Annotated in this window: 22 protein-coding genes and 1 pseudogene; 5 read left to right on the top strand and 18 right to left on the bottom strand. The window is 71.3% G+C overall.

Annotated features, from left to right (window positions below):
• Nucleotides 1–207 precede the first annotated feature (207 nt).
• The 9 genes from NW895_RS35600 to NW895_RS35560 form a co-directional block, all read right to left on the bottom strand.
• On the bottom strand, nucleotides 208–987 hold the full coding sequence (locus NW895_RS35600) for an SGNH/GDSL hydrolase family protein (RefSeq protein ID WP_289941006.1): 780 nt from the start codon (nucleotides 985–987) through the stop codon (nucleotides 208–210).
• Between the two features lie 67 nt (nucleotides 988–1,054).
• A complete protein-coding gene (locus tag NW895_RS35595) occupies nucleotides 1,055–2,068 on the bottom strand; it encodes a hemolysin family protein (protein ID WP_289941005.1) in 1,014 nt (337 codons plus the stop codon).
• Nucleotides 2,065–3,393, bottom strand: a complete 1,329-nt coding sequence (locus tag NW895_RS35590; protein ID WP_289941003.1) for a hemolysin family protein — start codon at nucleotides 3,391–3,393, stop codon at nucleotides 2,065–2,067. Before NW895_RS35590 ends, NW895_RS35595 begins: the two co-directional genes overlap by 4 nt.
• A 239-nt stretch (nucleotides 3,394–3,632) precedes the next feature.
• Complete coding sequence (locus NW895_RS35585; RefSeq protein WP_289941002.1) at nucleotides 3,633–4,052, bottom strand: GNAT family N-acetyltransferase; 420 nt, start codon at nucleotides 4,050–4,052, stop codon at nucleotides 3,633–3,635.
• A 177-nt stretch (nucleotides 4,053–4,229) separates the two neighbouring features.
• A complete protein-coding gene (locus NW895_RS35580) occupies nucleotides 4,230–4,982 on the bottom strand; it encodes an SDR family NAD(P)-dependent oxidoreductase (protein ID WP_289941001.1) in 753 nt (250 codons plus the stop codon).
• A 23-nt stretch (nucleotides 4,983–5,005) separates the two neighbouring features.
• On the bottom strand, nucleotides 5,006–6,322 hold the full coding sequence (locus NW895_RS35575) for an MFS transporter (protein WP_289941000.1): 1,317 nt from the start codon (nucleotides 6,320–6,322) through the stop codon (nucleotides 5,006–5,008).
• Between the two features lie 3 nt (nucleotides 6,323–6,325).
• Nucleotides 6,326–6,913: a DUF5825 family protein gene (locus NW895_RS35570; RefSeq protein WP_289940998.1), complete on the bottom strand. Its 588-nt coding sequence runs from the start codon at nucleotides 6,911–6,913 to the stop codon at nucleotides 6,326–6,328.
• Nucleotides 6,913–8,808, bottom strand: a complete 1,896-nt coding sequence (locus NW895_RS35565) for a RiPP maturation radical SAM C-methyltransferase (RefSeq protein WP_289940997.1) — start codon at nucleotides 8,806–8,808, stop codon at nucleotides 6,913–6,915. The genes NW895_RS35570 and NW895_RS35565 overlap by 1 nt, the downstream gene beginning before the upstream one ends.
• Before the next feature lie 161 nt (nucleotides 8,809–8,969).
• Nucleotides 8,970–9,683: a hypothetical protein gene (locus NW895_RS35560; protein ID WP_289940995.1), complete on the bottom strand. Its 714-nt coding sequence runs from the start codon at nucleotides 9,681–9,683 to the stop codon at nucleotides 8,970–8,972.
• A gap of 496 nt (nucleotides 9,684–10,179) precedes the next feature.
• Here NW895_RS35560 and NW895_RS35555 point away from each other — a divergent pair, with 496 nt between their 5' ends.
• Nucleotides 10,180–11,559: an FAD-binding oxidoreductase gene (locus NW895_RS35555; protein ID WP_289940994.1), complete on the top strand. Its 1,380-nt coding sequence runs from the start codon at nucleotides 10,180–10,182 to the stop codon at nucleotides 11,557–11,559.
• A gap of 216 nt (nucleotides 11,560–11,775) precedes the next feature.
• Here NW895_RS35555 and NW895_RS35550 read toward each other — a convergent pair whose 3' ends face one another.
• Genes NW895_RS35550 through NW895_RS35540 form a run of 3 tightly spaced genes read right to left on the bottom strand, consistent with a single transcriptional unit; the run spans nucleotide 11,776 to nucleotide 16,105 of the window.
• Nucleotides 11,776–12,663 (bottom strand): LLM class F420-dependent oxidoreductase, encoded by an 888-nt coding sequence (locus tag NW895_RS35550; RefSeq protein ID WP_289940992.1) that lies wholly within the window; start codon nucleotides 12,661–12,663, stop codon nucleotides 11,776–11,778.
• Nucleotides 12,664–12,708: 45 nt separating this feature from the next.
• The gene (locus NW895_RS35545; RefSeq protein WP_289940991.1) at nucleotides 12,709–15,276 is read right to left on the bottom strand and encodes an FtsX-like permease family protein; all 2,568 of its coding nucleotides are present in this window, start codon (nucleotides 15,274–15,276) and stop codon (nucleotides 12,709–12,711) included.
• Nucleotides 15,277–15,280: 4 nt separating this feature from the next.
• On the bottom strand, nucleotides 15,281–16,105 hold the full coding sequence (locus NW895_RS35540; protein ID WP_289940989.1) for an ABC transporter ATP-binding protein: 825 nt from the start codon (nucleotides 16,103–16,105) through the stop codon (nucleotides 15,281–15,283).
• 216 nt (nucleotides 16,106–16,321) lie between these two features.
• On the opposite strand from NW895_RS35540, the gene NW895_RS35535 reads away from it, so the two are divergent.
• On the top strand, nucleotides 16,322–16,540 hold the full coding sequence (locus tag NW895_RS35535) for a toxin-antitoxin system HicB family antitoxin (protein WP_289940987.1): 219 nt from the start codon (nucleotides 16,322–16,324) through the stop codon (nucleotides 16,538–16,540).
• Nucleotides 16,541–16,544: 4 nt separating this feature from the next.
• Nucleotides 16,545–16,919: a fic family toxin-antitoxin system, toxin component gene (locus NW895_RS35530; protein WP_289940986.1), complete on the top strand. Its 375-nt coding sequence runs from the start codon at nucleotides 16,545–16,547 to the stop codon at nucleotides 16,917–16,919.
• Between the two features lie 101 nt (nucleotides 16,920–17,020).
• Here NW895_RS35530 and NW895_RS35525 read toward each other — a convergent pair.
• The 4 genes and pseudogenes from NW895_RS35525 to bioB form a co-directional block, all read right to left on the bottom strand.
• Nucleotides 17,021–17,113 (bottom strand): annotated as a pseudogene (locus NW895_RS35525) (SAM-dependent methyltransferase); the annotation flags it as partial.
• Nucleotides 17,114–17,199: 86 nt separating this feature from the next.
• Nucleotides 17,200–17,916 (bottom strand): dethiobiotin synthase, encoded by a 717-nt coding sequence (gene bioD, locus NW895_RS35520; RefSeq protein WP_289940982.1) that lies wholly within the window; start codon nucleotides 17,914–17,916, stop codon nucleotides 17,200–17,202.
• A 1-nt stretch (nucleotide 17,917) separates the two neighbouring features.
• Nucleotides 17,918–19,198, bottom strand: coding sequence for an adenosylmethionine--8-amino-7-oxononanoate transaminase (locus NW895_RS35515; RefSeq protein ID WP_289940981.1), 1,281 nt, complete (start codon nucleotides 19,196–19,198; stop codon nucleotides 17,918–17,920).
• Nucleotides 19,191–20,351, bottom strand: a complete 1,161-nt coding sequence (gene bioB / locus NW895_RS35510; RefSeq protein WP_289940980.1) for a biotin synthase BioB — start codon at nucleotides 20,349–20,351, stop codon at nucleotides 19,191–19,193. The genes NW895_RS35515 and bioB overlap by 8 nt, the downstream gene beginning before the upstream one ends.
• A 146-nt stretch (nucleotides 20,352–20,497) precedes the next feature.
• Here bioB and NW895_RS35505 point away from each other — a divergent pair, with 146 nt between their 5' ends.
• Nucleotides 20,498–21,625, top strand: coding sequence for an 8-amino-7-oxononanoate synthase (locus tag NW895_RS35505; protein WP_289940979.1), 1,128 nt, complete (start codon nucleotides 20,498–20,500; stop codon nucleotides 21,623–21,625).
• 41 nt (nucleotides 21,626–21,666) lie between these two features.
• On the opposite strand, the gene NW895_RS35500 is transcribed toward NW895_RS35505, so the two are convergent.
• On the bottom strand, nucleotides 21,667–21,897 hold the full coding sequence (locus NW895_RS35500; RefSeq protein ID WP_289940977.1) for a DUF397 domain-containing protein: 231 nt from the start codon (nucleotides 21,895–21,897) through the stop codon (nucleotides 21,667–21,669).
• A 15-nt stretch (nucleotides 21,898–21,912) separates the two neighbouring features.
• Entirely contained in the window at nucleotides 21,913–22,773 is an 861-nt protein-coding gene (locus NW895_RS35495) for a helix-turn-helix transcriptional regulator (RefSeq protein WP_289940976.1), read from the bottom strand.
• Nucleotides 22,774–22,988: 215 nt separating this feature from the next.
• Between NW895_RS35495 and NW895_RS35490 the strand changes: the two genes are divergently transcribed.
• Entirely contained in the window at nucleotides 22,989–23,447 is a 459-nt protein-coding gene (locus NW895_RS35490) for an ATP-binding protein (protein ID WP_289940974.1), read from the top strand.
• Nucleotides 23,448–23,450: the final 3 nt, after the last annotated feature.

Genomic DNA, 23,450 nt, shown 5'->3' with positions numbered 1-23,450 from the left:
GTCTGTTCGGCGGATCCTACGAGAGCGGCGTCACCCCGGAATCGGCGAGCTCGGTCAGTACCTGTGCGTGGCACAGGTCCGGCGCACACCGCCCCGAGGAAGGTCCCAACATCCCAGCGTCCAGCGGCGGCCGACGTGGACGACGTCCGCGGGGGCGCGTTCGAGCCGGGGTCCGTACTCGTGCGGCCGGCCCCTGACGTTGAGGACCTACGCCGGACCCTCGTACGGCAGCAGCTCGGGCCGCTTCGGCGGCAGGCCGTCCCCGGACGACCGGCCCGTCAGCCGGCGGCCTATCCAGGGCAGCAGGTGCTGCCGGGCGAACCGCGCGTCCGCGACCCGCCGCATGACCCATCCGGGTGGCGCCGTGGCCGGTATCGGCGCGTGCCACTCGGGGTCCTCGGGCTCGTACCCGAGCGCCTGCCACACGGCCTCCGCGACCCGGCGGTGCCCCTCGCCGGTCAGGTGCAGCCGGTCCACGTCCCACAGGCGCGGGTCGGCCAGCGAGGGCGCCCCGTACAGGTCGACGACCAGGGCGCCGTGCCGCTCGGCGAGCTCGTCGACGCAGGCGAACAGTGCCTCCATGCGTGGCCGGAAGCGCTCCAGGACCGGGCCCTGGCGGCCGGGGCTGCGCATCAGCACCAGCTGCTTGCAGCTGGGTGCCAGGCGCTCCACGGCCTCCGTCAGCAGGCCGCGGACCCGCCCCATGTCGCACTTGGGGCGCAGCGTGTCGTTGAGCCCGCCGACCAGCGTGACCACGTCGGCCCGCATGGCCGCCGCCGCGTCCACCTGTTCGTCGACGATCTGTGCGATCAGCTTTCCGCGCACCGCGAGGTTGGCGTACCGGAACCCGGGGGTACGGGCGGCCATCCGCGCGGCGAGGAGATCGGCCCAGCCCCGGTAGGAACCGTCGGGCAGCAGGTCCGACATGCCCTCGGTGAAGGAGTCGCCGACCGCGACCAGGCTGGTGTGGGTGGGATTCGTCTGCATGGCGGCAGAAAGGGTATCCCGTGCACATACCCGTCGGTCGGTCGGCCCTGAGCACCTCCTGGACGGCTCACGCACGCTGGCCGAACAGCTCCCGCAGCACGTCCTCCATGGTCACCAGCCCAGCGAGCCGCCCGTCGGTCCCCAGGACGGCCGCGAGGTGGGTACGGCTGCCCCGCAGCGCCGTGAGCACGTCGTCCAGCGGCGTGCTCTCCCGCACCCGTGCGATGGACCGCATGTCCCGCAGCCGGAACGGCAGGTCCCGCGGAGAGGCGTCCAAGGCGTCCTTGACGTGCAGATAGCCGACGATCCGGCGCCCCTCGTCCACCACCGGGAAACGGGAGAACCCGGACTCGGCCGACAGGTGCTCCAACTGCTCCGGGGTCACGCCCACGCGCGCGTAGACGACCTTTTCCAGCGGCAGCACCACGTCGCGCACCGGGCGGCGGCCCAGTTCCAGCGCGTCGTGCAGCCGCTCCGTGGCGCGGTCGTCGATCAGGCCCGCCTCACTCGCGTCCTTCACGATCTCGGCCAGCTCACGGTCCGAGAAGGTCGCCGAGACCTCGTTCTTCGCCTCGACCCGCAGCAGCCTGAGCACGGCGTTGGCGAAGGCGTTGACGGTGAAGATCACCGGCCGCAGTGCCCGGGACAGCGTCACCAGCGGCGGACCGAGCAGCAGCGCACTGCGCACCGGCTCGGCGAGCGCGACGTTCTTCGGCACCATCTCGCCGAGCAGCATGTGCAGATACGTCGCCAGCGTCAGCGCGATCACGAAGGAGACCGCGTGTCCGGCACCGGTCGGCACGCCCACCGCGTGGAACACCGGCTCCAGCAGGTGCGCGATCGCCGGCTCCGCGACCACACCGAGGACCAGGGTGCACAGCGTGATGCCGAGCTGCGCGGCCGCCATCAGCGCGGACACGTGCTCCAGGCCCCACAGGACGCTCTTCGCGCGCCGGTCGCCCTGCTCGGCGTACGGCTCGATCTGGCTGCGGCGCACCGAGATCAGCGCGAACTCGGCGCCCACGAAGAAGGCGTTGACGACCAGCGTCGCCAGACCGATCAGGATCTGTACGGCGGTCATCGGGCACCCTCCGCCTGGTCGTCCAGCGGGGCGTGCAGCAGCACACGGGCCGCCCGGCGTCCCGTCGCGTCCACCACGTCCATCCGCCAGCCGGCGATCTCGACGCTGTCACCGACGGCGGGTATGCGGCCGAGCTCGTTCGCGACCAGTCCGGCGAGGGTCTCGTACGGCCCCTCCGGCACGCGGAGCCCGACACTCGCGAGATGGTCGACCCGTGCCGAACCGTCGGCCGAGTACAGCGCGTGCCCGTCCTGGTCCGTGCCGGCCGGGGCGAGGTCGGGCGTCTCGTGCGGGTCGTGCTCGTCCCGCACCTCGCCGACGACCTCCTCGACGATGTCCTCCAGCGTGGCCACGCCCGCGGTGCCGCCGTACTCGTCGATCACCACGGCCATCGTGCGCTTGCCGGAGAGCCGGTCCAGCAGCCGGTCGACGGTGAGGGACTCCGGGACGAGGAGCGGCTCGCGCATCACCTCCGAGACGGGCACACGGGGCCGGCGCTCCGCGGGCACCGTCAGGACGTCCTTGACATGGGCGGTCCCCACGACCGAGTCGAGACTGCCGCGGTAGACGGGGAACCGGGACAGGCCGGTCGCCCGCGTCGCGTTCGCCACGTCCTCGCAGGTCGCCATGGCGTCGAGGGCGATGACCTGGACACGCGGGGTCATCACGTTCTCCGCGGTGAGGTCGGCGAGGTTCAGCGTGCGGACGAACAGCTCGGCGGTGTCGGGCTCCAGGGCCCCCTGCCGGGCGGAGTGCCGGGCGAGAGCCGCCAGCTCCTGCGGTCCGCGCGCGGCGGCCAGCTCCTCGGTGGGTTCCACTCCGAGTCGCCGCACGACGCGGTTCGCCGTGTTGTTGAGGTGGGTGATGAAGGGCCGGAATCCGGCGCTGAACCAGCGCTGCGCATTGCCCACGGTCTTGGCGACGGCCAGCGGCGAGGAGATCGCCCAGTTCTTCGGCACCAGCTCGCCGACGACCATCAGGAACACGGTGGACAGGGCCGTGCCGAGCACCAGCGCGAGGGAGTGCGCGGTGGAGCGCGAGATGCCGGCGTCCTCCAGCGGACCCGCGATCAGCGCGGCGATCGACGGCTCGGCGAGCATGCCGATCACCAGGTTGGTGACCGTGATGCCGAGCTGGGCCCCGGAGAGCTGGAAGGTCAGGTTCCGTACGGCCTTCAGGGCACCCTGCGCACCCCGCTCGCCCCTGGCCGCGGCCCGTTCCAGCTCGCCGCGCTCGACCGTGGTCAGCGCGAACTCCGCCGCGACGAAGGCGCCACACGCGAGCGAGAGGAGGACCGCCACCAGGAGGAGGAGCACTTCGGTCATCGCGTCGTCACCTCCGTCCCATGGTCGGTCCTGGCGGGGAGGAACGCGCGATGTCCGCTGCCGGGAGGCTCGCCCATGGGCGGACGCTCACAACCTTTCATGGTGGACCGAGTGGCCCACCCTTGGTAAAGGATGGGCAAAAAACGCGTGGCGGTGAACCGCCGGCGCAGCCGTCGAGCGGCTTCACCCGGCGTCGCCGGTCCTGATCGCTCCCGGACACCCCGAAGCGCTGCCCGCGCCTACAGCGGCTTGACCCAGCGCCGCCAGTGGTCCTCGCGCTGGTAGCCGGCCGCGGCCCACGTGTGGTGGGCCCGTTCGTTGGCCTCCAGGACCATGGCGTCGACCCGTCGCCCGCCCAGGGCGGCGAAGCGTTGTTCGGCGGCTTCCAGCAGCGCGGTGGCGATGCCCTGCCGGCGGTGGTCGGGGTGTACGGCCAGTCGGTAGGCGGAGCACCGCCATCCGTCGAAGCCGGCTATGACGGTGCCGGTGAGGATGCCGTCGCGCTCTGCGAGGAGCAGGGCTTCGGGGTCTCGCGTGATGAGCCGGCCCACTCCGTCGTGGTCGTCGCTGATGCTCGTTCCTTCCGCGGCGTCACGCCAGAACCGCAGCACGGTGTCGATGTCCGAGAGGGTGGCGTGCCGGATGTGGAGATCGCTCATGGGACGAGCCAAGCAGAGCGCCGGCCTGTCTGGCGAGCGGTTTCCATGCCGGGGGAGCACGCAGGGTGGGCTTGGTCCCGGTGCCGCAAGCCGCGAGCTCGTCGGCCGGACCCCCGTGCTTCGCGGGTTCCACCGGATCGAGGAGCAAGCGTATTTCCCTGGTCGGGTGCGAGGCGTTCAGTACCGGGCATCGATGGGATCGACCGTGAGTTCCGTCACGCGTGCGTGCGCGGGGCGGTCCATCACCCATTCCACGCCTGCCGCCACGTCCTCGGCGAGCAGCGGGTGATACGGCCAGTCCGTGACGTCGTGAACGCGCGGATCCCGGGCCCCCGCCAGAACCGATGCGAACTCGGTGTTGGTCGCGCCGGGCGAGATCAGACAGATCCGGCAGCCACCGGAGGGCCGTTCCTCCTCGGCCAGCGAACGGACGAAACCCGCCAGCCCGTATTTGGTCGCCGCGTACGCCGCGTAGCCGGGTGACGGCCGGGTGCCGAACAGGGAGCCGATCACCACCAGGTCCCCGCCGGTGGCGTCCAGTTCGGGAAGGAGCCGACGCACCAGGAGCATCGGGGCGAGGAGGTTGACCCGCAGCTGCGACTCCCACGGCCCGGCGTCGGCCTCCCGCACCGGCCCGTGGCCGCGGCCGTGCCCCGCGGCCAGCACGGCGGCCGCGAGCGGGCTCGGCGCGGTCGCGAGAACGTCGGTCAACGCGTCCGACAACTCGTCCGTCTGCTCCAGGTCGAGGGGCACCGCGAGGCCGGCGACGCCGTGCTCGGCCGACAACTCCCCGGCCAGCGCCTTCAGCCGCTCCTCGCGCCGGGCGATCAGGATCAGGTCGTATCCGCGGGCGGCGAGCCGGCGGGCCGTGGCCGCTCCGATGCCGCTGCTCGCCCCCGTGATGAGCGCCGTCCCCGCTGTACCGGGCATTCGCGTGCTCCTGTTCGTCGTGACTAGGACTTCTGCGCCGCTCGCTCGACGTCGGCGAGCAGATCGCGCGGGAACCACAGACTGCTCGCGCCCGCCAGGGCGACGGCCGCCGCCCCGATCAGCACCGGCACGATGCCGACCCGGGAGGCGAGCCACCCTCCCGCGAAGGCGCCGAGGGGCAGGGTGGCGGTCAGGACCGCCTGGAGGAAGGAGTTGACGCGGCCCAGCAGGTGGGCCGGGGTGATGAGCTGCCGCCCCGTGGTCATGGCGATCGACCACACGGTGGCCAGCAGCCCGAACAGCAGCTCGTACAGCACCAGCACCGGGAACGCCGGCCCGAGGGAGGCCGCGGGGATGAGGAAGAGGGCCGCCCCCGCGCCCAGGGCGCACACCTGGATGGTCCGGGCCATGCCCAGCGCACGGGTGGCCGCGGTCGCGACGAGCACACCGGTCCCCATGCCGACGGCGTACGCGGCGTACACCGTGCCCAGCTGCCATGGAGGCAAGCCCAGTTCCTGGTCCGCGTACAGGATGAACAGCCCGCTTCCCGCGCCGCCGCCGAGGTTGAGCCCGGCCGCGGCCAGGGCCTGCCGGCGCAGCAGCGTCTCGCGCCGGATCACCGCCAGTCCTTCCTTGAGGGCGTCGATCCGGGACTTCGCGTTCGCGTCGGCGTCGTTCACCGACCGGTTCAGCGCCGTCGGCAGCGCGAGGAACAGTGCCCCGCCGATGACGTAGGCGGCGCACTCCACCAGCAGGGCCGGTGCCGGGTCGACGATGCCGATCAGGATGCCGCCGAGCGCCGGGCCGCCGATCAGGCCGACGGTCCGGGCCCCGGTGAGCGAGGAGTTGGCCGGCAGGAGCCGTTCCGACGGCACCACGCGGGGCAGGCAGGACTGCAGGGCCACGCTCTGCGTGGAGTTCAGGGCGCCGGAGACGGCGGCCGCGGCGAGGAGGTGCGGCCAGGTCAGGCCGTCCAGTGCGGCCGCGAGCGGCACGCTGCCGATGACGGGGACCTGGGCCCAGGTGACGCTCACCAGCAGACGGCGCAGCCGGGCCCGGTCGACGGCGACCCCGATCAGCGGACTCAGCAGGACACCGGGCAGATAGGTCATCGCCATGAGCGCGGAGGCGCCCAGCGGACCGGCGCTCAGATGGGCGATGGCCAGCAGCGGGAGTGCCAGGGCGGTGACCTGGCGCCCCACCGAACTCGTCAGCTGTTCTGTGAGCAGGAGCAGCAGCGGCCGGTGCCGGCGCAGTGGCACCGGCCTGCCGTCCGGGGGCGGTGCGGGCGGGCCGGACTCCGGGGGCACGGACGGTTCGGTGGTCGGGGACGATCCCATGGGTCAGATTCCTGTGTCGGGCACGGGCCAGTGGCGGATGCGTGGCGGCAGAGTCACTGCCCAGCCCCGGGTGACGAGTACGAGGCCCTCGGCAGCCAGTACGGACACCGCCTCCCGCTCTGTACTGCTGAGATCGTCCAGGGGGGTCGGCTGCAGGCAGGTACCGAACGTGGACACCAGGTCGGGGTGGTCCACGGTGAGGCGGACCGCGGCGTCCGGGTCCCGGCGGTCCTTGATCTGGACGAAGCCCGGTCCTTGCCGGTGGTAGAAGCGCCCGTAGGCGTAGGCGGATCGCCAGTCGTCCGGCACCGGCCCGTCCGGCGGCGGCAGGTGGCGGAGATGGTGGAGCGGGAAGTCCAGGGCCGACGGGGTGCGGCACAGGGCGTCGTCCTGCGGCACCGACCAGGTCACCGTGAGCGCGTGGCTCTGGCACTCCCGCAGGAACTGGACGGCCTGTGCCGTGGGCCTCCCGCCCGCGCCGAGCGGCACCGGCTCGACGACGACCACGTGGTGGCCGTTCATCCGGTACGGCAGGACATCGGGCAGGTCCGGCCGGTCGGGCGCCTCCAGTGACGGCTTCGCGATGGGCATTACGCCACCCCTTCGGGAGTGGGGCTGCCGGTGCGCAGCCAGATGTCCTGGCCGGGGGCGCGCACGGCCACCGCCTGGGTGGGCAGCGCGAGGAACGTGTCCCCGTCCCGGAACACCAGCCCTTGCGCCAGGAGTTCGCGGCTCCATTCCCTGAGCGTGTCCAAGGGGACTTCGTACCCGGCCCCGGCCAGGTGCCGCTGGAGGGCGGGGAGCGTACGGCCGTGGTCGAGCTCCCGGAACGCGGCTGCCTGCCAGTGCGTCAGCCGGTGAGTGCGCCGCGGCCAGCCCTCGCGTTCGTCGTGGATGACCAGGGCGTCGTCGCCGTCCGCCGACGGTTCGAGGAACAGCCGGGACGACGGGTAGGCGGCCGCCCATCGGTCGATCTCCTCCACCAGCCGCTGCTCGACCTCGCCCCGGATACCGGCTGCCGGTGCGTCGAACAGGAAGACGAGGTCTTCCAGTTCCTCCGCGGGCAACTGGTAGACGTGCTGGTAGATGTCGGCGGGGCGACGGGTGGTGAAGCCCAGAGCGGGGTTCATGAAGTGGGGGCTGAACCGCTCCAGTGCGATGCGTGTGGCGCCGTTCGGCGGCTGGAGATGGCGCAGCGCCGGTAGCTGGTCGATGATGTCCGTGTAGTCCTCGTCGCGTTCGCCGGGGAAGCCGTAGAGGTAGTTCCACACGCAGGTGAGCGCGTGGTTCTCGCACTCGCGCATCGTACGGACGTTGCGAGCGCCGCTGACCCCCTTGTCCATCAGGCCGAGCACCCGGCTGTTCAGACTCTCTATGCCGGGCTGGACATGGGTGACCCGGGCGCGGGCCAGGAGGGCGATCTGTTCCCTGGAGAGGTTCGACTTCACCTCGTAGTGGATGCGCAGGTCCCATGGGCAGTCGGCCACCCGTGGCAGGAAGTCACGGAAGTAGTCCATGCTGATGATGTTGTCCACGGTGATGATGTCCAGCAGCTTGTGCCGCTCCACCAGCCGCTTGATCTCGGACCACAGCTGTTCACCGGACTTCGATCGGAACTCCATGAGGCTGCCGTTGAGTCCGCAGAACGTGCAGTGGTGCTTCTCTCCCCACCAGCAGCCCCGGGCGCCCTCCACCACGAGCTTGGGCTCCACGAACTCGGCCACCGGCGAGGAGTCGATGTCCTGTTGCCAGGCGTCGTAGTTCGGGCTGGGCAGCAGCCCGATGGGAAGGGTCCCCTGGGCCTCCCGATTGGCGCGCGACGTGCCGCCGTCCCACCAGCAGACTCCGGGGACGTCGGCGGGTGCGGTGCCGTGCTCGACATGGGCGAGCAGCGCGGGGAAGCTCTTCTCCGCCTCGCCCCGTACGACGTAGTCCAGGAACGGGTGGTTGCGGTGCAGTGCGTGTCCCATCACACCGTCGCAGTTGCTCCCGCCGAGCACGGTCAGGACCTCGGGCCGGATGCGCTTGATCTCCCGGGCGAGGGCGAGCGACGGCACGTTCTGGAGGAAGGTGCTGGTCATACCGACGACATCGGGGTCCGAGGCGAGCACCTCCCGCGCCGCCTCGGCGATGAACCCGGAGGCGTACGGCCGCATGCGCAGCACACTGTCGACGGACGTCCCGGTCCTGGCCGCGTAGGCGGTCAACTGGTCGACGCCCCATTGCTCGTCGTCGTAGAGACAGCCCGAGAAGACCCAGTCACCGAAGCCGTCGAACACCTGGTCGTCCGCGACGGTCATGTACTCCCGGGGCGTCAGTTCACCGTCGCTGTGCGTCAGCAGGAACTCGGCCCAGCGCAGCCACCCGTGATATTCCGTGACCTGGTCGGCCGGCCGTTCCCTGGTGAGGAGAGAGTGCAAGAGGCCCACTTGAAGCGACGGCATCTCAAGTGCGTGCCACGGCATGGAGACGAGCGCGATACGCATTCCTGGCCTTTCCGGCTGTCAAGAGGCGGCCGTACCGTCACGGTACGGCCGCCTGGGTGCGGACTAGCGCTTGGTGTTGTCGTTCACACGGCGGGTGGTGCCCACGCTGTACTTGTTGGCCGCCTTCGTCTGGGCGCGTACCGCAACCTTCTTGATCTCCATCAGACCTCCATGATCTGTCGAATGTGTTTGCGGCGCCGGGACAGTTCTGCGCGGTCGTCCCGGACATTCAGGAGCACCCGCATGCGGGTGGTGTGGCGTGCTCGGAGCCAGGCGGCGACCTGCTCCGCCGGCGTGCCGGGAAGCAGACGGTGCACCAGCGCGGCCAGGCCGTCCACGTCGTTGTGCTTCAACACGATCTGCTCGCCGGCGAGCAGCAGATCGGCCGGCAGGCGGCGCAGCTGCTCCGCGCCGGGGCCGTGGGTGAGGTAGGCCATGCCGAGTGCGACATGGCGGGACTCGTCCCGGCGCACCAGCCGGTACACCTCGCCGAGGCCGTCCTGGCGCAGTCCCTGGACGAACCACCGGAACTCGTCGGCCGCGAAACCCTCGGCCAGGGTGTGAGCCAGGAAACGGGCGATGTAGTCGTCCAGGGACCACAGGTCGCGCGAGAGTTCCTGCTGGGCCTCGCCGGGCTCTTTGACGGATCCGGCGACGGCGTGTGCGTAGTGGTGGAAGACGGCCGAGTGTTTCGCCTCGTCGGCCACGGCCGTGGCGAGCACCAGTTTCATGTCGCCTTCGCGGCACTCGTGCAGCAGCCCGGCTGCCACGTCCATGCCGACCTGTTCGGCGTACGTGCTGCCGCTGGCGAGCAGCCAGGAGAGCTCGGAGGGAGGGGCGGGCTCGGGCCGGTCGCGCAGGGCCCGGCGCACCACTTCGGCCGGTTCCCAGTCGTGCGACCTGGCATCACGGATGAACCGGTGATGGAGATCGGGGACGCCACGATCACGGTAGCGGGCAACTGTGGGCCGACGTGGCCCACGCAGAGCATCTCCGGTACCAGCCATCCATCTCCCCGCTGCTGCTCCGTGGTTGATGCCAACTGCAAGCAAGCAAAGCACGGTGGGTCCACCAGTTCGACCCCGTGTGTCGCTCGGGCCATGGGAATGCGCCACCGTCTCGGTGGTCCCGGAATCCTCCGGAGCAACGCGGGTGATCCACCGCTGGACTGCGGCGCTTCGCGCTGAGCGGGTTGCCGGCGGTGGCCGCCGAGGGGCGCGCGCGACGGCAGGGATGATGGCCGGAACCGGACGACGAGCCGGCTGTGCGGGCCGCCCGTCGCATTTGCGCCATGTATCGATCATGGGGTGGCCGGCCCCGGCTGACGGGGCATGCTGCCCTCACTCGTCTGTGAGGGAGAGAGATCACCACATGCAGGAGGACACGTCCCGGGATCCGGCGCCGCCCGCACACTGGCTGAGCCCCGGTGACCCGGGTTACGACGAAGCCCGAAGGGTGTGGAACGGCATGCACGACCGCCGCCCCGCCCACATCGCCCGGTGCCGCACCGCGGCGGACGTGAGCGAGGCACTGCGGTACGCGGCGGCCAGGGGCCTCGACGTGACCGTGCGCGGCGGAGGCCACAACGTCGGGGGAAGCGCGGTCGCCGACGGCGCGGTGATGATCGACCTGTCGCCCCTGCGTACGGTCACCGTCGATCCGGTGGCCGAGGTCGCCGAGGCGGGAGGCGGATGTCTGCTGCGCGACCTGGATACCGCCACGGCTCCCTATGGGCTGGCCTGTCCTTCGGGCGTCATCAGCCACACCGGCCTGGGCGGACTGGCCCTCGGCGGCGGATACGGCTGGCTCGCCCGTCAGTGGGGTCTGACCTGTGACCACATCCTCGCCGCCGAAGTCGTCCTCGCGGACGGAACGGTGGTCGAGGCCACCGAGGAAAGCCATCCCGAACTGCTGTGGGCGCTGCGCGGCGGGGGCGGAAACTTCGGTGTGGTCACCCGCTTCACCCTACGGCTCCGTTCCGTCGGGCCCGTACGGTTCAGCATGGGCGTCTACGCGTTGGACGAGGTTCCGCATGCGCTGGCCGCCTACCGGAAGTACACCGAGCGTCAGCCGCTCCCCATGCACACGGTCGGTGGGCTGAAACGCGCGGGTCAGCAGGAGTGGATTCCTCCCCACCTGCGGGGAAAGCCCGTGCTCTTCCTCATCGCTGTGTGGTCCGGAGATCCCGAGGACGGCCCGGCGCGGACCGCGGAGCTCTTCGAGGAGGTCGTGCCCGCGGCCCACGTGAGCCATACCATGTCGTATCCCCAGCTCCAGGCGCTCGGAGACGAGAGCGAACCCAAGGGCGACCGGTACTTCATCAAATCCTGCTACCTCGACGACCTTTCCCCCGAGGCCGTGCGCCGGCTCGTCGAAGCAACCCTGGACGAACCGTCCGCGCTCTGCTCGATCGATTTCGAATTCCTGCGCGGAGCCATTTCCGACGTGCCGGACGAGGAATCCGCGTTCCCCGGCCGCGATGCCCCCTATCAAGTGACGGTGGAGTCGCACTGGACCGACCCGGACCTCGACGAGGAGCACATCGCCTGGGCCAGGGAAACGGTCGCACGCATACGGGAATTCGGTACGGGTGGCGCATACGTGAATTACGTCCAGGAGGAGGGCGACAGGAAGGCGTCCGCCATCTACGGCCGAGGCCGCCACGCACGGCTCATGGCCGTGAAGAAGAAGTACGATCCGGGCAATGTCCTGCGCGGCAACCTGAACATCCGGCCCGAGGGCGACGTCTAGTCCACCGCGTCGAGTCCATGGCGCCCGGAGGTCGTGGCACTGGTCTTCGACCGTTCAGGACAGGCGAGCCGGACGTCGGGGCGCTTCGCCGAGGAGGTGGACGCTCTGCCCGCCGAGGCCCGCGATCGCCGTGCCGGCCGGCTCCCCGTCTTCCGGGAGTACGGCGATCACATCTCGCGCGAGGATGCGTCACGGTGTATTCCGGCGTGCGGACGGTCACGCGCCGCGCAGCGCCTCCATGACCGGCGCGAACGCCTCCATGTACGGCTCCAGGACCGTGAGGTAGGTGAACCCGTAGCGCTCGCGGTGCGCCAGGATCTGCGCGGTGATCTGCTCCTCGGTGCCGACCAGGCCGATGGGCAGGTCCATGACCTGCTCCGGGGTCAGGTCCGGCAGGTATTCGAGGAACGGCTGGACCGCGGCCTCGCGATCCTCGGTGACGATGACCATCTGGAGAAGAAGGTTCAGTTCCGCCGGTTCCTTGCGGCCGGCCGCGAGCTCCCTGTACCGCGCCACACGCTCGTCGAGCTCCTCGGCGGTGAGCGGGGCCAGCCCCGCCGGGCTCCCCGGCGCCGGCCGCGCGCCGGTGAACGCCGCGACGTCCGCGTGCTCGGCGACGAGCCGCAGCATCCGGTCGCCGTTGCCGCCGATCAGCAGCGGGATCCGGGGCCGCTGGACCGGCTGGGGCCGGTGCTCCGCGGAGCCGAGCAGCCGGTCCAGCTCCTCGATCGTGCGCCGCAGATGGTCCACCCGTTCGCGCGGCGAGCCGAACGGCAGCCCGGCCGTCTCGTGCTCCGCCTCCACGTAGCCGGTGCCGAGCCCGAGTTCGAGGCGCCCACCCGTCAGGGCGTCCGTCGTCGCCACCTCGCGGGCCAGCAGCGCCGGATTCCAGAACCCGGCGTTGAGCACGAACGTGCCGAGCCGCGGCCGCTCGGTGGCCTCGGCCGCCGCGACCAGCGCCGGGAAGGGCGCGACCATGCCGAGGTGGTCGGGGACGAGGATCACGTCGTAGCCGAGCTCCTCGGCGCGGCGGCACTTGGCGCGCCACTCCTCGGCCGGGGCCGGAACCGTCAGATTGACGCCGAAACGGAACGGGTGGGTCATGAACTCTCCTCCGCGGCAAGCTACTTGAGGCCGCGGACGAGTCAATCACTCGTGGGCGATGGCCGCCAGCACATTCATGCGCGATGCACGCAACGCGGGCAGCAGCGCCGCCACCACGCCCACCACCGCAGAGCCGATCACCACCGCGACGATCGTGCCCCAGGGCACGGCGAACGCCGTCATGCCCTGCAGCGCCAGCACCTGCTGGGTGCACACCCCCCACACCAGCCCCAGCGCCAGCCCCAGGACCGCGCCGAACACCGCGATCACCACCGACTCCAGCCGGATCATCCGGCGCAGCTGGCGCCGGGCGAGTCCGATCGCCCGCAGCAGCCCGATCTCCCGCGTGCGCTCCACCACCGACAGGGCGAGGGTGTTGACCACGCCGAGCACCGCGATGACGATCGCCAGTCCGAGCAGTGCGTACACCAGGTAGAGCAGGACCGCGATCTGGTCGTGCACGAGGTCCTTGTAGTCGGCCAGGTCCCGCACCTGCACCTGCGGATACGGATCGAGCGTCCGCTCCAGGTTCGCGCGCAGCTCGCCGTCGCTCGTGCCCGGGGCGGCGTTCACGTACAGCGCGGACTCCTGACCGCCCGGCGCGTACCGCTCCAGCGTGTCCAGACCGAAGTACATCCCGCCCTGAGTCCCGAACCCCTCGGCCTGCTCCTGGTCGGTGAGGGCGCCCACCCTCAGCTCGGCGGTGCGCCCGCCCTGGAACTCGACCGGGAGCGTGCTGCCGAGCCGTACGCCGTGGTCCCGCGCGAAGTCCACGTCCATCGCCATGCGCCCGGCGGCGAGCGCGGCGGCGGTGCCGCCCTGCGCGTACGTGATGTTGGCGACCTCGTCGAGCCGCAGGTCGTAGCCCGCCGCCGTCGTCTCCACCCGGTCGCCGTCCGGCAGCCGTACCGCCACCGGCGTGAACCGCGACCGTACGACGAGCCCGGCGCCCGGCGTGTCGCGCACCTTGTCGGTGACCTCGCGCGGGAACGGCTGGAAGTTGGAGTTCTGCACGACGAAGTCGGCGCCCAGCGTCCTGTCGATCTGCTGGTCGAAGGACTTGGTCATGGAGGCGCTCGCCACCGACATCCCGCCGACCAGGGCGAGCCCCACCATGAGGGCGGCGGCGGTGGCGCCGGTACGACGGGGATTGCGCAGGGCGTTGCGCTGGCTCATCCGGCCGACGGAACCGAACAGCGCGGGGAAGGCCGCGCCGAGGACACGGATCACCGGGCGGACGAGCAGCGGCCCCGCGATCACGGTCGCGATGAGCGTCAGGACGATGCCGAGCCCCAGCAGGGAGGCCGCCGACCCGGTCCTCGACGACCACGCGCACCCCACGAGTGCGGCCACGCCCGCCGCCCCGACGACCACTCCCACCACGGCCCGCACCCGCAGCGGCCGGCCCACCCCGGCGACCTCGGCGTCCGCGAGCGCCGCCATCGGCGAGACACCGGCCGCGCGACGGGCCGGTGGGTACGCCGCGACGAAGGTCACGCCGACGCCGACGACATAGGCGATCACCGGTGTCGCCCAGCCGATCACCATCTCGTCCGAACCGATGTTCATGCCGAGCAGGCCCATCAGCTCGATGAGCCCGGCGGCCAGCCCGATGCCCAGGATCAGGCCCAGCGTGGAGCCGACCAGTCCGAGCAGCAGCGCCTCGGTGAGGACCGAGCGGCGGACCTGGCGCCGGTCGGCGCCCAGTGCCCGCAGCAGGCCCAGCTCACGGGTGCGCTGGGCGATCAGCATCGAGAAGGTGTTGACGATCAGGAACACGCCGACGAGCACGGCCACCCCGGCGAAGCCGAGCATGACGTACTTGATGACGTCGAGGAATCCGCCCAGCTGCTCGACGTCGGACTTGGCCTGCTCGTCGGCCGTCCGGTACTCGTACGTGGCCGGGCCGAGCGCGGCGGCGACCCGCTGCTTGAGCCGGGCGTCGCTCACCCCCTCCTCGGCATCGACCGAGATGCTGGTGGCCGCCCGGGCGTCGCCCAGCAGCTTGGTCTGCGCGGTCGGGGTGTCGAGGAAGAGCAGGGCGGCGCCGGGGTTGGTGGTGGTGAACGTGGCGATGCCGACGACCTCGACCCTGAACGAGCCGGGCGCCGCGATGACGGTGAGGGTGTCACCGATGCGCACGTTCTTGCGGTCGGCCGTCTCCGAGTCGAGCAGCGCCTGAGCCGGCCCCCGGGGTGCGTGCCCCGAGGTGAGCTCCACCGGGCTGCGCTCGGTCGGGTTCCAGTCGGTGCCGATGGTGGGGGCGTTGGTGGTCGGGCCGACGGGCTTGTTGTCCCGGTCGACGACGGTGATGTTCTCGGCCTCCGCGTCCACGCGCGCGGACGCGACCCCGTCGACCCGTGCCACGCGGTCGGCGACCGCGGCCGGCAGGGTGGCCGTCATACCGGAGGGGAACGCCTCGCCGAGGCCCTGCTTCGGGCTGACGGTGACGTCGGCCGCGGTCGAGGCGAACAACCGGTCGAAGGTGCGGCTCAGGGTGTCGGAGAAGATCAGGCTGCCCGCGACGAACGCCACGGACAGCACGACGGCCAGCGCCGAGAGCAGCAGCCGTCCCTTGTGCGCGAGGAAACTCCTGAGTGTCGCCTTCAGCACGGCGTCAGTCCTTGCCGGGCGGCGGGTCGCCGGGACTGTCGCCGTCGAACTGGCCGCGGATCACATCGAAGCGCTTCATCCGCTCCAGCACGGCCTCCGCGGTAGGCCGCCCCATCTCGTCCACGATCCGCCCGTCCCCGAGGAAGAGCACGAGGTCGGAGTGGGCGGCGGCGCCCGGGTCGTGGGTGACCATGACGACGGTCTGCCCGAGCTCGTCGACGGCCTCGCGCAGAAAGCCGAGCACCTCCAGCCCGGCCCGCGAGTCGAGGTTTCCGGTCGGCTCGTCCGCGAAGATCAGCTCGGGGCGGGAGGCCAGCGCCCGGGCGCACGCCACGCGCTGCTGCTGGCCGCCGGAGAGCTGGGACGGCCGGTGCCCGAGCCGGTCCCGCAGCCCCAGCGTGTCGATGACCTGGTCGAGCCACTTCTCGTCGGGCTTCTGGCCCGCGATGTCCATGGGCAGGGTGATGTTCTCCAGGGCGTTCAGCGTCGGGATGAGGTTGAACGACTGGAACATGAAACCGATCCGGTCGCGGCGCAGCCGGGTCAGCTCGCGCTCCTTCAGACCCGTGATCTCGGTGTCACCGAGCCACACCTGACCGGCGGAAACGGTGTCGAGCCCCGCCAGGCAGTGCATCAGCGTGGACTTCCCGGAGCCCGACGGCCCCATGACCGCGGTGAACCGGCCGCGCGTGATGTCCACGTCCACCGAGTCGAGGGCGAGCACCGCCGTCTCGCCCGAGCCGTACGCCTTGGTCAGACCGCGGGCGCGGGCCGCGATCCCGTCGGCCGACGCGAGTCCTGGGGCGTGCTCCGCAGCAGGTGTGGACAAGGCCGCCTCCTAGCCGGGGGAGATGTAGCTCGGGGAGATGCAGGACTTCCTTGTTCTGCCCGAGGGTAATGTGATGCGTCCCACACCCGGAATCCTCCAGGGGTCCAGGCCTGGTCTCCACCCCAGGTCGGGCACCTGATGCCCGTGTAAGGGGCACTCTGTTGTCCCCCGTGTGACCACTTGCCGGTGCTAGCAATCCGGCGCTAGCTTCAAGGTATGGCGAAGACCCAGCTGAATGTACGGGTGGACGAAGGCACCGCCCGAGCGGCACGCGAGCGCGCGCTGGCGCGCGGCATGAGCGTCAACCGCTACATCGAGGAGCTGGTCAGACAGGACACCGGCGAGGTCGGCCAGACGTTCGTGGAGGCCGCCGCCGACTTCATGAAGCAGTACGAGAAGGTGTTCTCCGAGGAGGTCGGCGAGCCCCGCCGCTGATCCGTTGAGCAACCTCAGAATCGACCTCGCCTGGCTGCTGATGCTCGCCGAGCAGCGGACGCCGGGAGACCCCCAGGTCACCGACTGGGGCGCCCTCGTCGCCGCCGTCGCACGCCACCAGGCCGAGATCTTCGACGTCCCCGTCTACGACAGCCCGCACGCACGCGCAGCCGCGCTTCTCCAGCTCCTGATCCACGTCCCCGCGCTGGAGCGTTCCAACGCCCTGTTCGCCTCCGCCGTCGCCTACGCCTACCTCGTCGCCAGCGGCCTGAAGGTCACCACCTCGCCCGAGCAGGTCCGCGAGCTGGCCCGGCTGGTCAAGAGCGGTGAGGCGTCGGTGTACGACATCGCGGAGGAGCTGCGCCAGTGGAGCCTGTGATCACGCCCCGGCGGCCGGTTCGCTGAACTCCGGCACTCAGGGCGGCCACCGGGTCCCGGGCCAGAGGGCAGCCGCCGTTCAGCGGTGGCCACACGCTGCGGTTCGGAGACGGTGCCCGGACAGTGCGCGAAGTTCAGGCCGTTGCCCGCGCCGACCTCGATCACGCGCCCGGGCAGCCCGGCGAGCAGCTTCTCGCACCCCGCCCAGGCATGAGGACCTCCGCCGCTGGGCGGGACCTACCGGGATTCCCCCCGGTAGGGGGCCGCTCCATCCCAGTCGTTCAGGGAGCGTGCCGCATCCGGAACGCCTCGGCGTCCCACGTCCCGTCCAGCCGTGGCGCCAGCCAGTGCCGTGCCGTCGCGCGGAAGTCGGCCGGGGCGAGGGCTCCCACCCCCGCGGGCAGGGCGCCGAGCAGCGGTGTCCCCGCCACGTCCGGCAGGTCGGCGAGGTTGCAGCAGGAGGCGAGGTCCGGCGCTTCGGGCCAGCTGCCGATGACGATGCCGAGGGGGTCGACCCCGCGGGAGCGGAGTTCCCGTACCGTCAGCTCGGTCGAGTTCAGCGTGCCCAGGCCCGCCGACGCCACGACCAGCACCGGCGCTCCCAGCAGCTGAGCGGCGTCGGCCAGCGTCCCGCCCGCCGCGTCGAACCGGACGAGCAGTCCGCCCGCCCCCTCGACCAGCACCAGGTCGTGCTCGGTGGCCAGCTTGGCGGCGGCCTCGGCGACCTCCTGCGGGTGCACCGGCGCGCGACCGGCCCGCCGCGCGGCCGTCGCCGGAGCGAGCGGTTCCGGGTAGCGGGCGAGCTCCGTCGCCGCCACCTCACCCGCGAGCCGCGCGACCTCCTGGGCGTCCCCCGGCTCGTCCGGCCCGACGCCCGTCTGCGCCGCCTTCAGCACGGCCACCGACCGGCCGGCTGCCAGCGCCGCGGCGGCGACGGCGGCCGTCGTGACCGTCTTGCCGACCTCGGTGCCCGTGCCCGTGATCACCAGTACCGGCATGTCATCCCTCCCGCGCGGCCGCGCACACCGCGCGCGCGATCCGCGCCACATCCGCGTCGCCCGTGACGTAGGGCGGCATCGTGTAGATCAGGTCGCGGAACGGCCGTAGCCACACGCCCTCGCGTACGGCGGCCTCCGTGGCCGCCTTCATGTCCACCGGGTGGTCGAGCTGGACGACCCCGATCGCACCGAGCACCCGCACGTCCCGCACGCCGGGCACCTTGCGGGCGGGAGCCAGTCCGTCCCGCAGCCCGGCCTCGATGCGCTTGACCTCGGCCGGCCAGTCCTGGCCGAGCAGCAGCCCGATCGACGCGCACGCCACGGCCGCCGCCAGCGGGTTGCCCATGAACGTCGGGCCGTGGGCGAGCACCGGCACCTCGCCCCGCGAGATGCCGTCGGCCACCCTCGGCGTGCACAGCGTCGCCGCCATGGTCAGGTAGCCGCCGGTCAGGGCCTTGCCGACGCACATCACGTCCGGCGTCACCGCCGCGTGCTCCGCCGCGAACAGCGCGCCCGTGCGCCCGAAGCCGGTGGCGATCTCGTCGAACACGAGCAGCACGTCGTGCGCGTCGCACGCCTCGCGCAGCACCCGCAGATACGCGGGGGAGTGGAACCGCATCCCACCCGCGCCCTGCACCACCGGCTCGACGATCACCGCGGCCAGCTCGTCGGCGTGCCGCTCGACGAGCGAGCGCAGATGATCCGCGTACGACTCCTCGTACTGGGCCGGCGGCGGGTCCGCGAACACCTGACGCTGGAGCACACCCGCCCACAGCTGGTGCATGCCGCCCTCGGGGTCGCACACCGACATCGGCTGCCAGGTGTCGCCGTGGTAACCGCCGCGCCAGGTCAGCAGGCGCTGCTTGCCGGGGCGGCCCAGCGAACGCCAGTACTGCAGGCACATCTTGACCGCGACCTCGACCGACACCGAGCCGGAGTCGGCGAGGAAGACATGCTCCAGACCGTCGGGCGACATGTCGACAAGGAGCTTCGCGAGCCGTACGGCGGGCTCGTGCGTGAGCCCGCCGAACATCACATGGCTCATCCGCGCCAGCTGCTCGCGGGCGGCCTCGTTGAGCACCGGGTGGTTGTAGCCGTGGATCGCCGACCACCAGGACGACATGCCGTCGACGAGCTCGCCCGAGCCGTCCGCGAGTCTGAGCCGCACCCCGCTCGCCGACTCCACGACGAGCGGTTCCTGACGGCCGGGCATGGGGCCGTACGGATGCCAGACGTGCCGCCGGTCGAGCTCCAGCAGGTCCGGCACGCCGAGCTCAGGCATTGGGCGCGAGGTCCGTTCCGGCACCTCGGCGGCGTACGGCGACCAGGTCCGTACGGGGCTCGCCGGCCGCCTGCGGGGCGGGGGCGGACCCGCAGACACCGCCACCCTCCGAACCACAGGCCCCGCCGCCGTCGTGACAGCCGGTGGCGACGCGGTGCTCCGGCAACGTCACCTGGTCGGTGCCCTCCACCTCGAACCCGGCGTCCGCGATCATCTCCAGGTCGGCCTTGCCCGCCTGGCCCTCACTGGTGAGGTAGTCCCCGAGGAAGATCGAGTTGGCCAGGTGCAGGGCCAGCGGCTGCATCGTGCGCAGATGGACCTCGCGGCCGCCCGCGATGCGCACCTCGACGTCCGGGCAGACGAACCGCACCATCGCGAGGATGCGCAGGCACCGCTGCGGGGTGAGGTTCCACTCCTTGGCGAGCGGGGTGCCCTCGAACGGGATCAGGAAGTTGACCGGAACGGAGTCCGGGTCCAGCTCGCGCAGCGAGAAGACCACGTCGACCAGGTCCTCGTCGCTCTCGCCCATGCCCGCGATCAGCCCCGAGCAGGCGGACAGCCCGGCCGCGTGGGCCTTCTGCACGGTGTCGACGCGGTCGGCGTACGTGTGTGTGGTCGTGATGTCCCCGTACGTCGCCTCGGACGTGTTGAGGTTGTGGTTGTAGGCGTCCGCACCCGCCTCACGCAGCCGCTCCGCCTGGCCCTCGGAGAGCAGACCGAGGCAGGCGCACACCTCGACGCCCTCGTTCTGCTCCTTGATCGCCTTGATCGTGTCGGAGACCCGGTCCAGGTCACGGTCGGTCGGACCCCGGCCGCTGGCCACCAGACACACCCGCTTGGCGCCCCCGGCCACGCCCGCGGCGGCGGCCTCGGAGGCCTGGTCGGGTTTGAGCCAGGTGTACTTCAGGATCCCGGCCTCGGAGCCGAGCCGCTGGGAGCAGTAGGAGCAGTCCTCGGGGCACAGCCCCGACTTCAGGTTCACCAGATAGTTGAGTTTCACCCGTCGGCCGAACCAGTGCCGGCGCACCTTCCCGGCCGCGGCCACCACATCGAGCAGTTCGTCGTCGGATGTGGCGAGGACGGCGAGCGCCTCCTCGCGGGTCGGCACCTCGCGCCGAAGCCCCTTGTCCACCAGCGTGTTCAGCAGGTCCATGAGAGCCGATCCTGTCCTACGGAGCGGCCTCGGGCCAAGGAGAGTTCGCACAACAGAGGCACTTCGACGTGTGGGTATTGCCACACCGTGCCCCGCCGACCGTGCCGCTAGTGTCTGTGCACTGCCTACAAAAACCCGGAGGAGCCATGGCGTTCGGCTGGATCGACGAGCAGGCGGAGCTGCGCCGCCGCGCCGGCCTCGTACGGACCCTGCGCCCCCGGCCCGCCGACTCACCGCTGCTGGATCTCGCGAGCAACGACTACCTGGGCCTGGCCCGCCACCCCGAGGTCGTCGAAGGCGCCGCCCGGGCCGCGCGGACCTGGGGCGGCGGCGCGACCGGGTCCCGGCTCGTCACCGGCACCACCGAACTGCACGGGGAACTCGAACGCGAACTGGCCGGTTTCTGCGGCTTCGAGGCGGCCCTCGTCTTCTCCTCCGGGTACGCGGCCAACCTGGCCGCGGTCACCGCGCTCGCGCCGCACGGCTCGCTGATCGTCTCCGACGCGGGCAACCACGCCTCGCTGATCGACGGTTGCCGGCTGGCCCGCGGCACCACCCAGGTCGTCGCGCACGCCGACCCGGACGCGGTGCGCAAGGCACTGACGACGCATGACGGGCCCGCCGTCGCCGTCTCCGACACGGTCTTCTCGGTCGACGGGGACGCGGCACCCCTCGCCGCGCTCGCCCAGGCGTGCCGGGAGCACGGCGCGGGGCTGGTCGTCGACGACGCCCACGGCCTGGGCGTGCTGGGTGACGGCGGCCGGGGCGCCCCGCACGCGGCGGGACTCGCGGGCGCCGGCGACGTCGTCGTGACGGTCACGCTCTCCAAGTCGCTCGGCAGCCAGGGCGGCGCCGTGCTCGGCCCCGCCCGGGTGATCGAGCACCTGGTCAACGCGGCCCGGACGTTCATCTTCGACACGGGCCTCGCCCCCGCGGCGGCGGGCGCGGCTCTCGCGGCCCTGCGGCTGCTGCGTCGCGAGCCCGGGCGGGCGGCACGGGCGCGGGAGGTGGCGGCCGAACTGCACGCACGCCTGACCACCGCGGGTCTGGAAGCGGTACGTCCGGATGCCGCGGTGGTCTCCGTGCGTGCGCCCTCCCCGGAGGAGGCCGTGCAGTGGGCGGCGGACTGCCGTGCGGCGGGCCTGTCCGTGGGCTGTTTCCGTCCTCCTTCCGTGCCCGACGGCATCTCACGGCTCAGGCTGACCGCCCGCGCGGATCTGACCGGGGAGCAGATGGAACGCGCTGTACGGGTGATCGGCGAAACGCGACCGTGAGTCGGCGTGACACGGCCGTGCGTCGCGCTGGGCCGGACTGATCAGATGTGGTGAACCCCGGCCGTGAAGCCCGCCCAGCTCTCGGCGGAGAAGAGCAGCGCGGGTCCGGCCGGGTCCTTGGAGTCGCGCACGGCGAGCAGCCCGGCCCACGGACCGGTCTGTGGCCGAGCGGTCTCGACGCAGTTGTTCGCTCCCGTGCTGTAGCTGCTGCGCAGCCATCGCACGCCGTGCAGATCGGTGGAGGAAAGGACGTTACGAGGCAGTGCGGACATGGGGGGTGTGCCTCCTTACGCGCCCTCAGCGATCCCGGCGATGTAATCCAACGAGTCCTCGGGCGAAAGGGCGTGGATACGAAGGGTGTTGAAGGCCTCGGTGTAGGCCTCCAGGTCTTCTTTCCGTTCGAGGTAGAGGCTACTCGTCAAGTGGTCGAGAACAACCACGTCCAGATCGGAAGTGCTCGAAAATGAGAAAATAACGAAAGAGCCGGTGACGCCAATGTGCGCCCCGGCACCGAACGGCAGAACCTGCAACCGCACTTGGGGCAGACGTGCCGCCTCCACCAGTCGCCGCAGCTGACAGGCCATGACGTCGGGTCCGCCCACCTCCCGGCGCAGCACGGCCTCGTCCAGAACGGCGCTCAGCCTCAGCGGTGGATCCGTACGGAGCACGTCCTGCCGGGCCAGTCGCACCTCCACCAGCGCGTCGAGCTGGTCCTCCGACAGCCCGTCCACCGCGGCCCGCGTCACCGCCCGGGCGTACTCTGACGTCTGCAGCAGCCCGGGGACGACGGTGGTCTCCAGCGTGCGCATCGCGCTCGCCTGGGACTCCAGACTGATGAAATCCCGGTAGGTCGGCGGCAGCACCCCGCGGTAGGCGTGCCACCAGTGGTGCCGCCCGCCGATGTCGTCGGAACCCGCCAACACCAGGAGCAGTTCGCGTAGTTGGGGATCACCCACTCCATAGGCGTCGAGGAGTAACCGGACATCGGCCGGTTTCACCCCGCTCGTGCCGGTCTCGATCCGGCTCACCTTCGACTGGTGCCAGCCCACCAGCCGGGCCGCCTCACCACTGGTGAGTCCCGCTGCGGCGCGCAGTGCACGCAGTTCCGCGCCCAGCTTCCGGCGGCGCACCGCAGGACCGTGCTGCATGGGCTACTCCTTTACTCCTTCCGGGCCGCCCAAATACGTGCTCGGGTCGTAGAGTTCACCGCTTCGAGCGACAGATATATGCATATCTTGGTGGATCGCCGCCCTTCATCGGCGTGATGATGGCACTCTGGCGACCAAGCACCAGTCCGGGACCGTACTCGAACCATCCGGCTCCGTGTCGGACTGCGGTCCCGTGGGAAAGGGACGACGTCGCCATGGCAGATCATCTGGAAGCATCCGTCACTCTGCCGAGCGATCCCGCCTCGGTCTCCGCGGCCCGGACCTACGTGGTCGGCACGCTCGTGGAGTGGGGCCTGCCGGCGGACACGGAAGTGGCCGACACCATCCGGCTCATCGTTTCCGAACTCGCCACCAACGCCGTCCAGCACACTTTCGGGCAGTCACCCACGTTCACGGTCGGCATCGAGCTCGACCGGGACGAGCAGCTGCGGATCGGTGTCACCGACAGTCATCCGCGCTTTCCGAAGCGGCTGCCCGCCGCCGTGCAGCAGGACAACGGCCGCGGCATGGTGATCATCCGCTGGCTGACCGCGGAGTGCGGCGGCAGGCTGAGAATCCGCCCCACCCGGGAAGGCGGCAAGACCGTCTCCATCGAACTGCCGTGGACGGTCCCGGCCGAGCCGGTCACGGCCGCGGGCCAGCAGGAGCCCTAGGGC

Origin of the sequence: Streptomyces sp. S.PNR 29 (assembly GCF_030386795.1) — a bacterium.
Lineage (GTDB): Bacteria > Actinomycetota > Actinomycetes > Streptomycetales > Streptomycetaceae > Streptomyces.
This window is presented reverse-complemented; position numbering and strand designations above follow the sequence as displayed.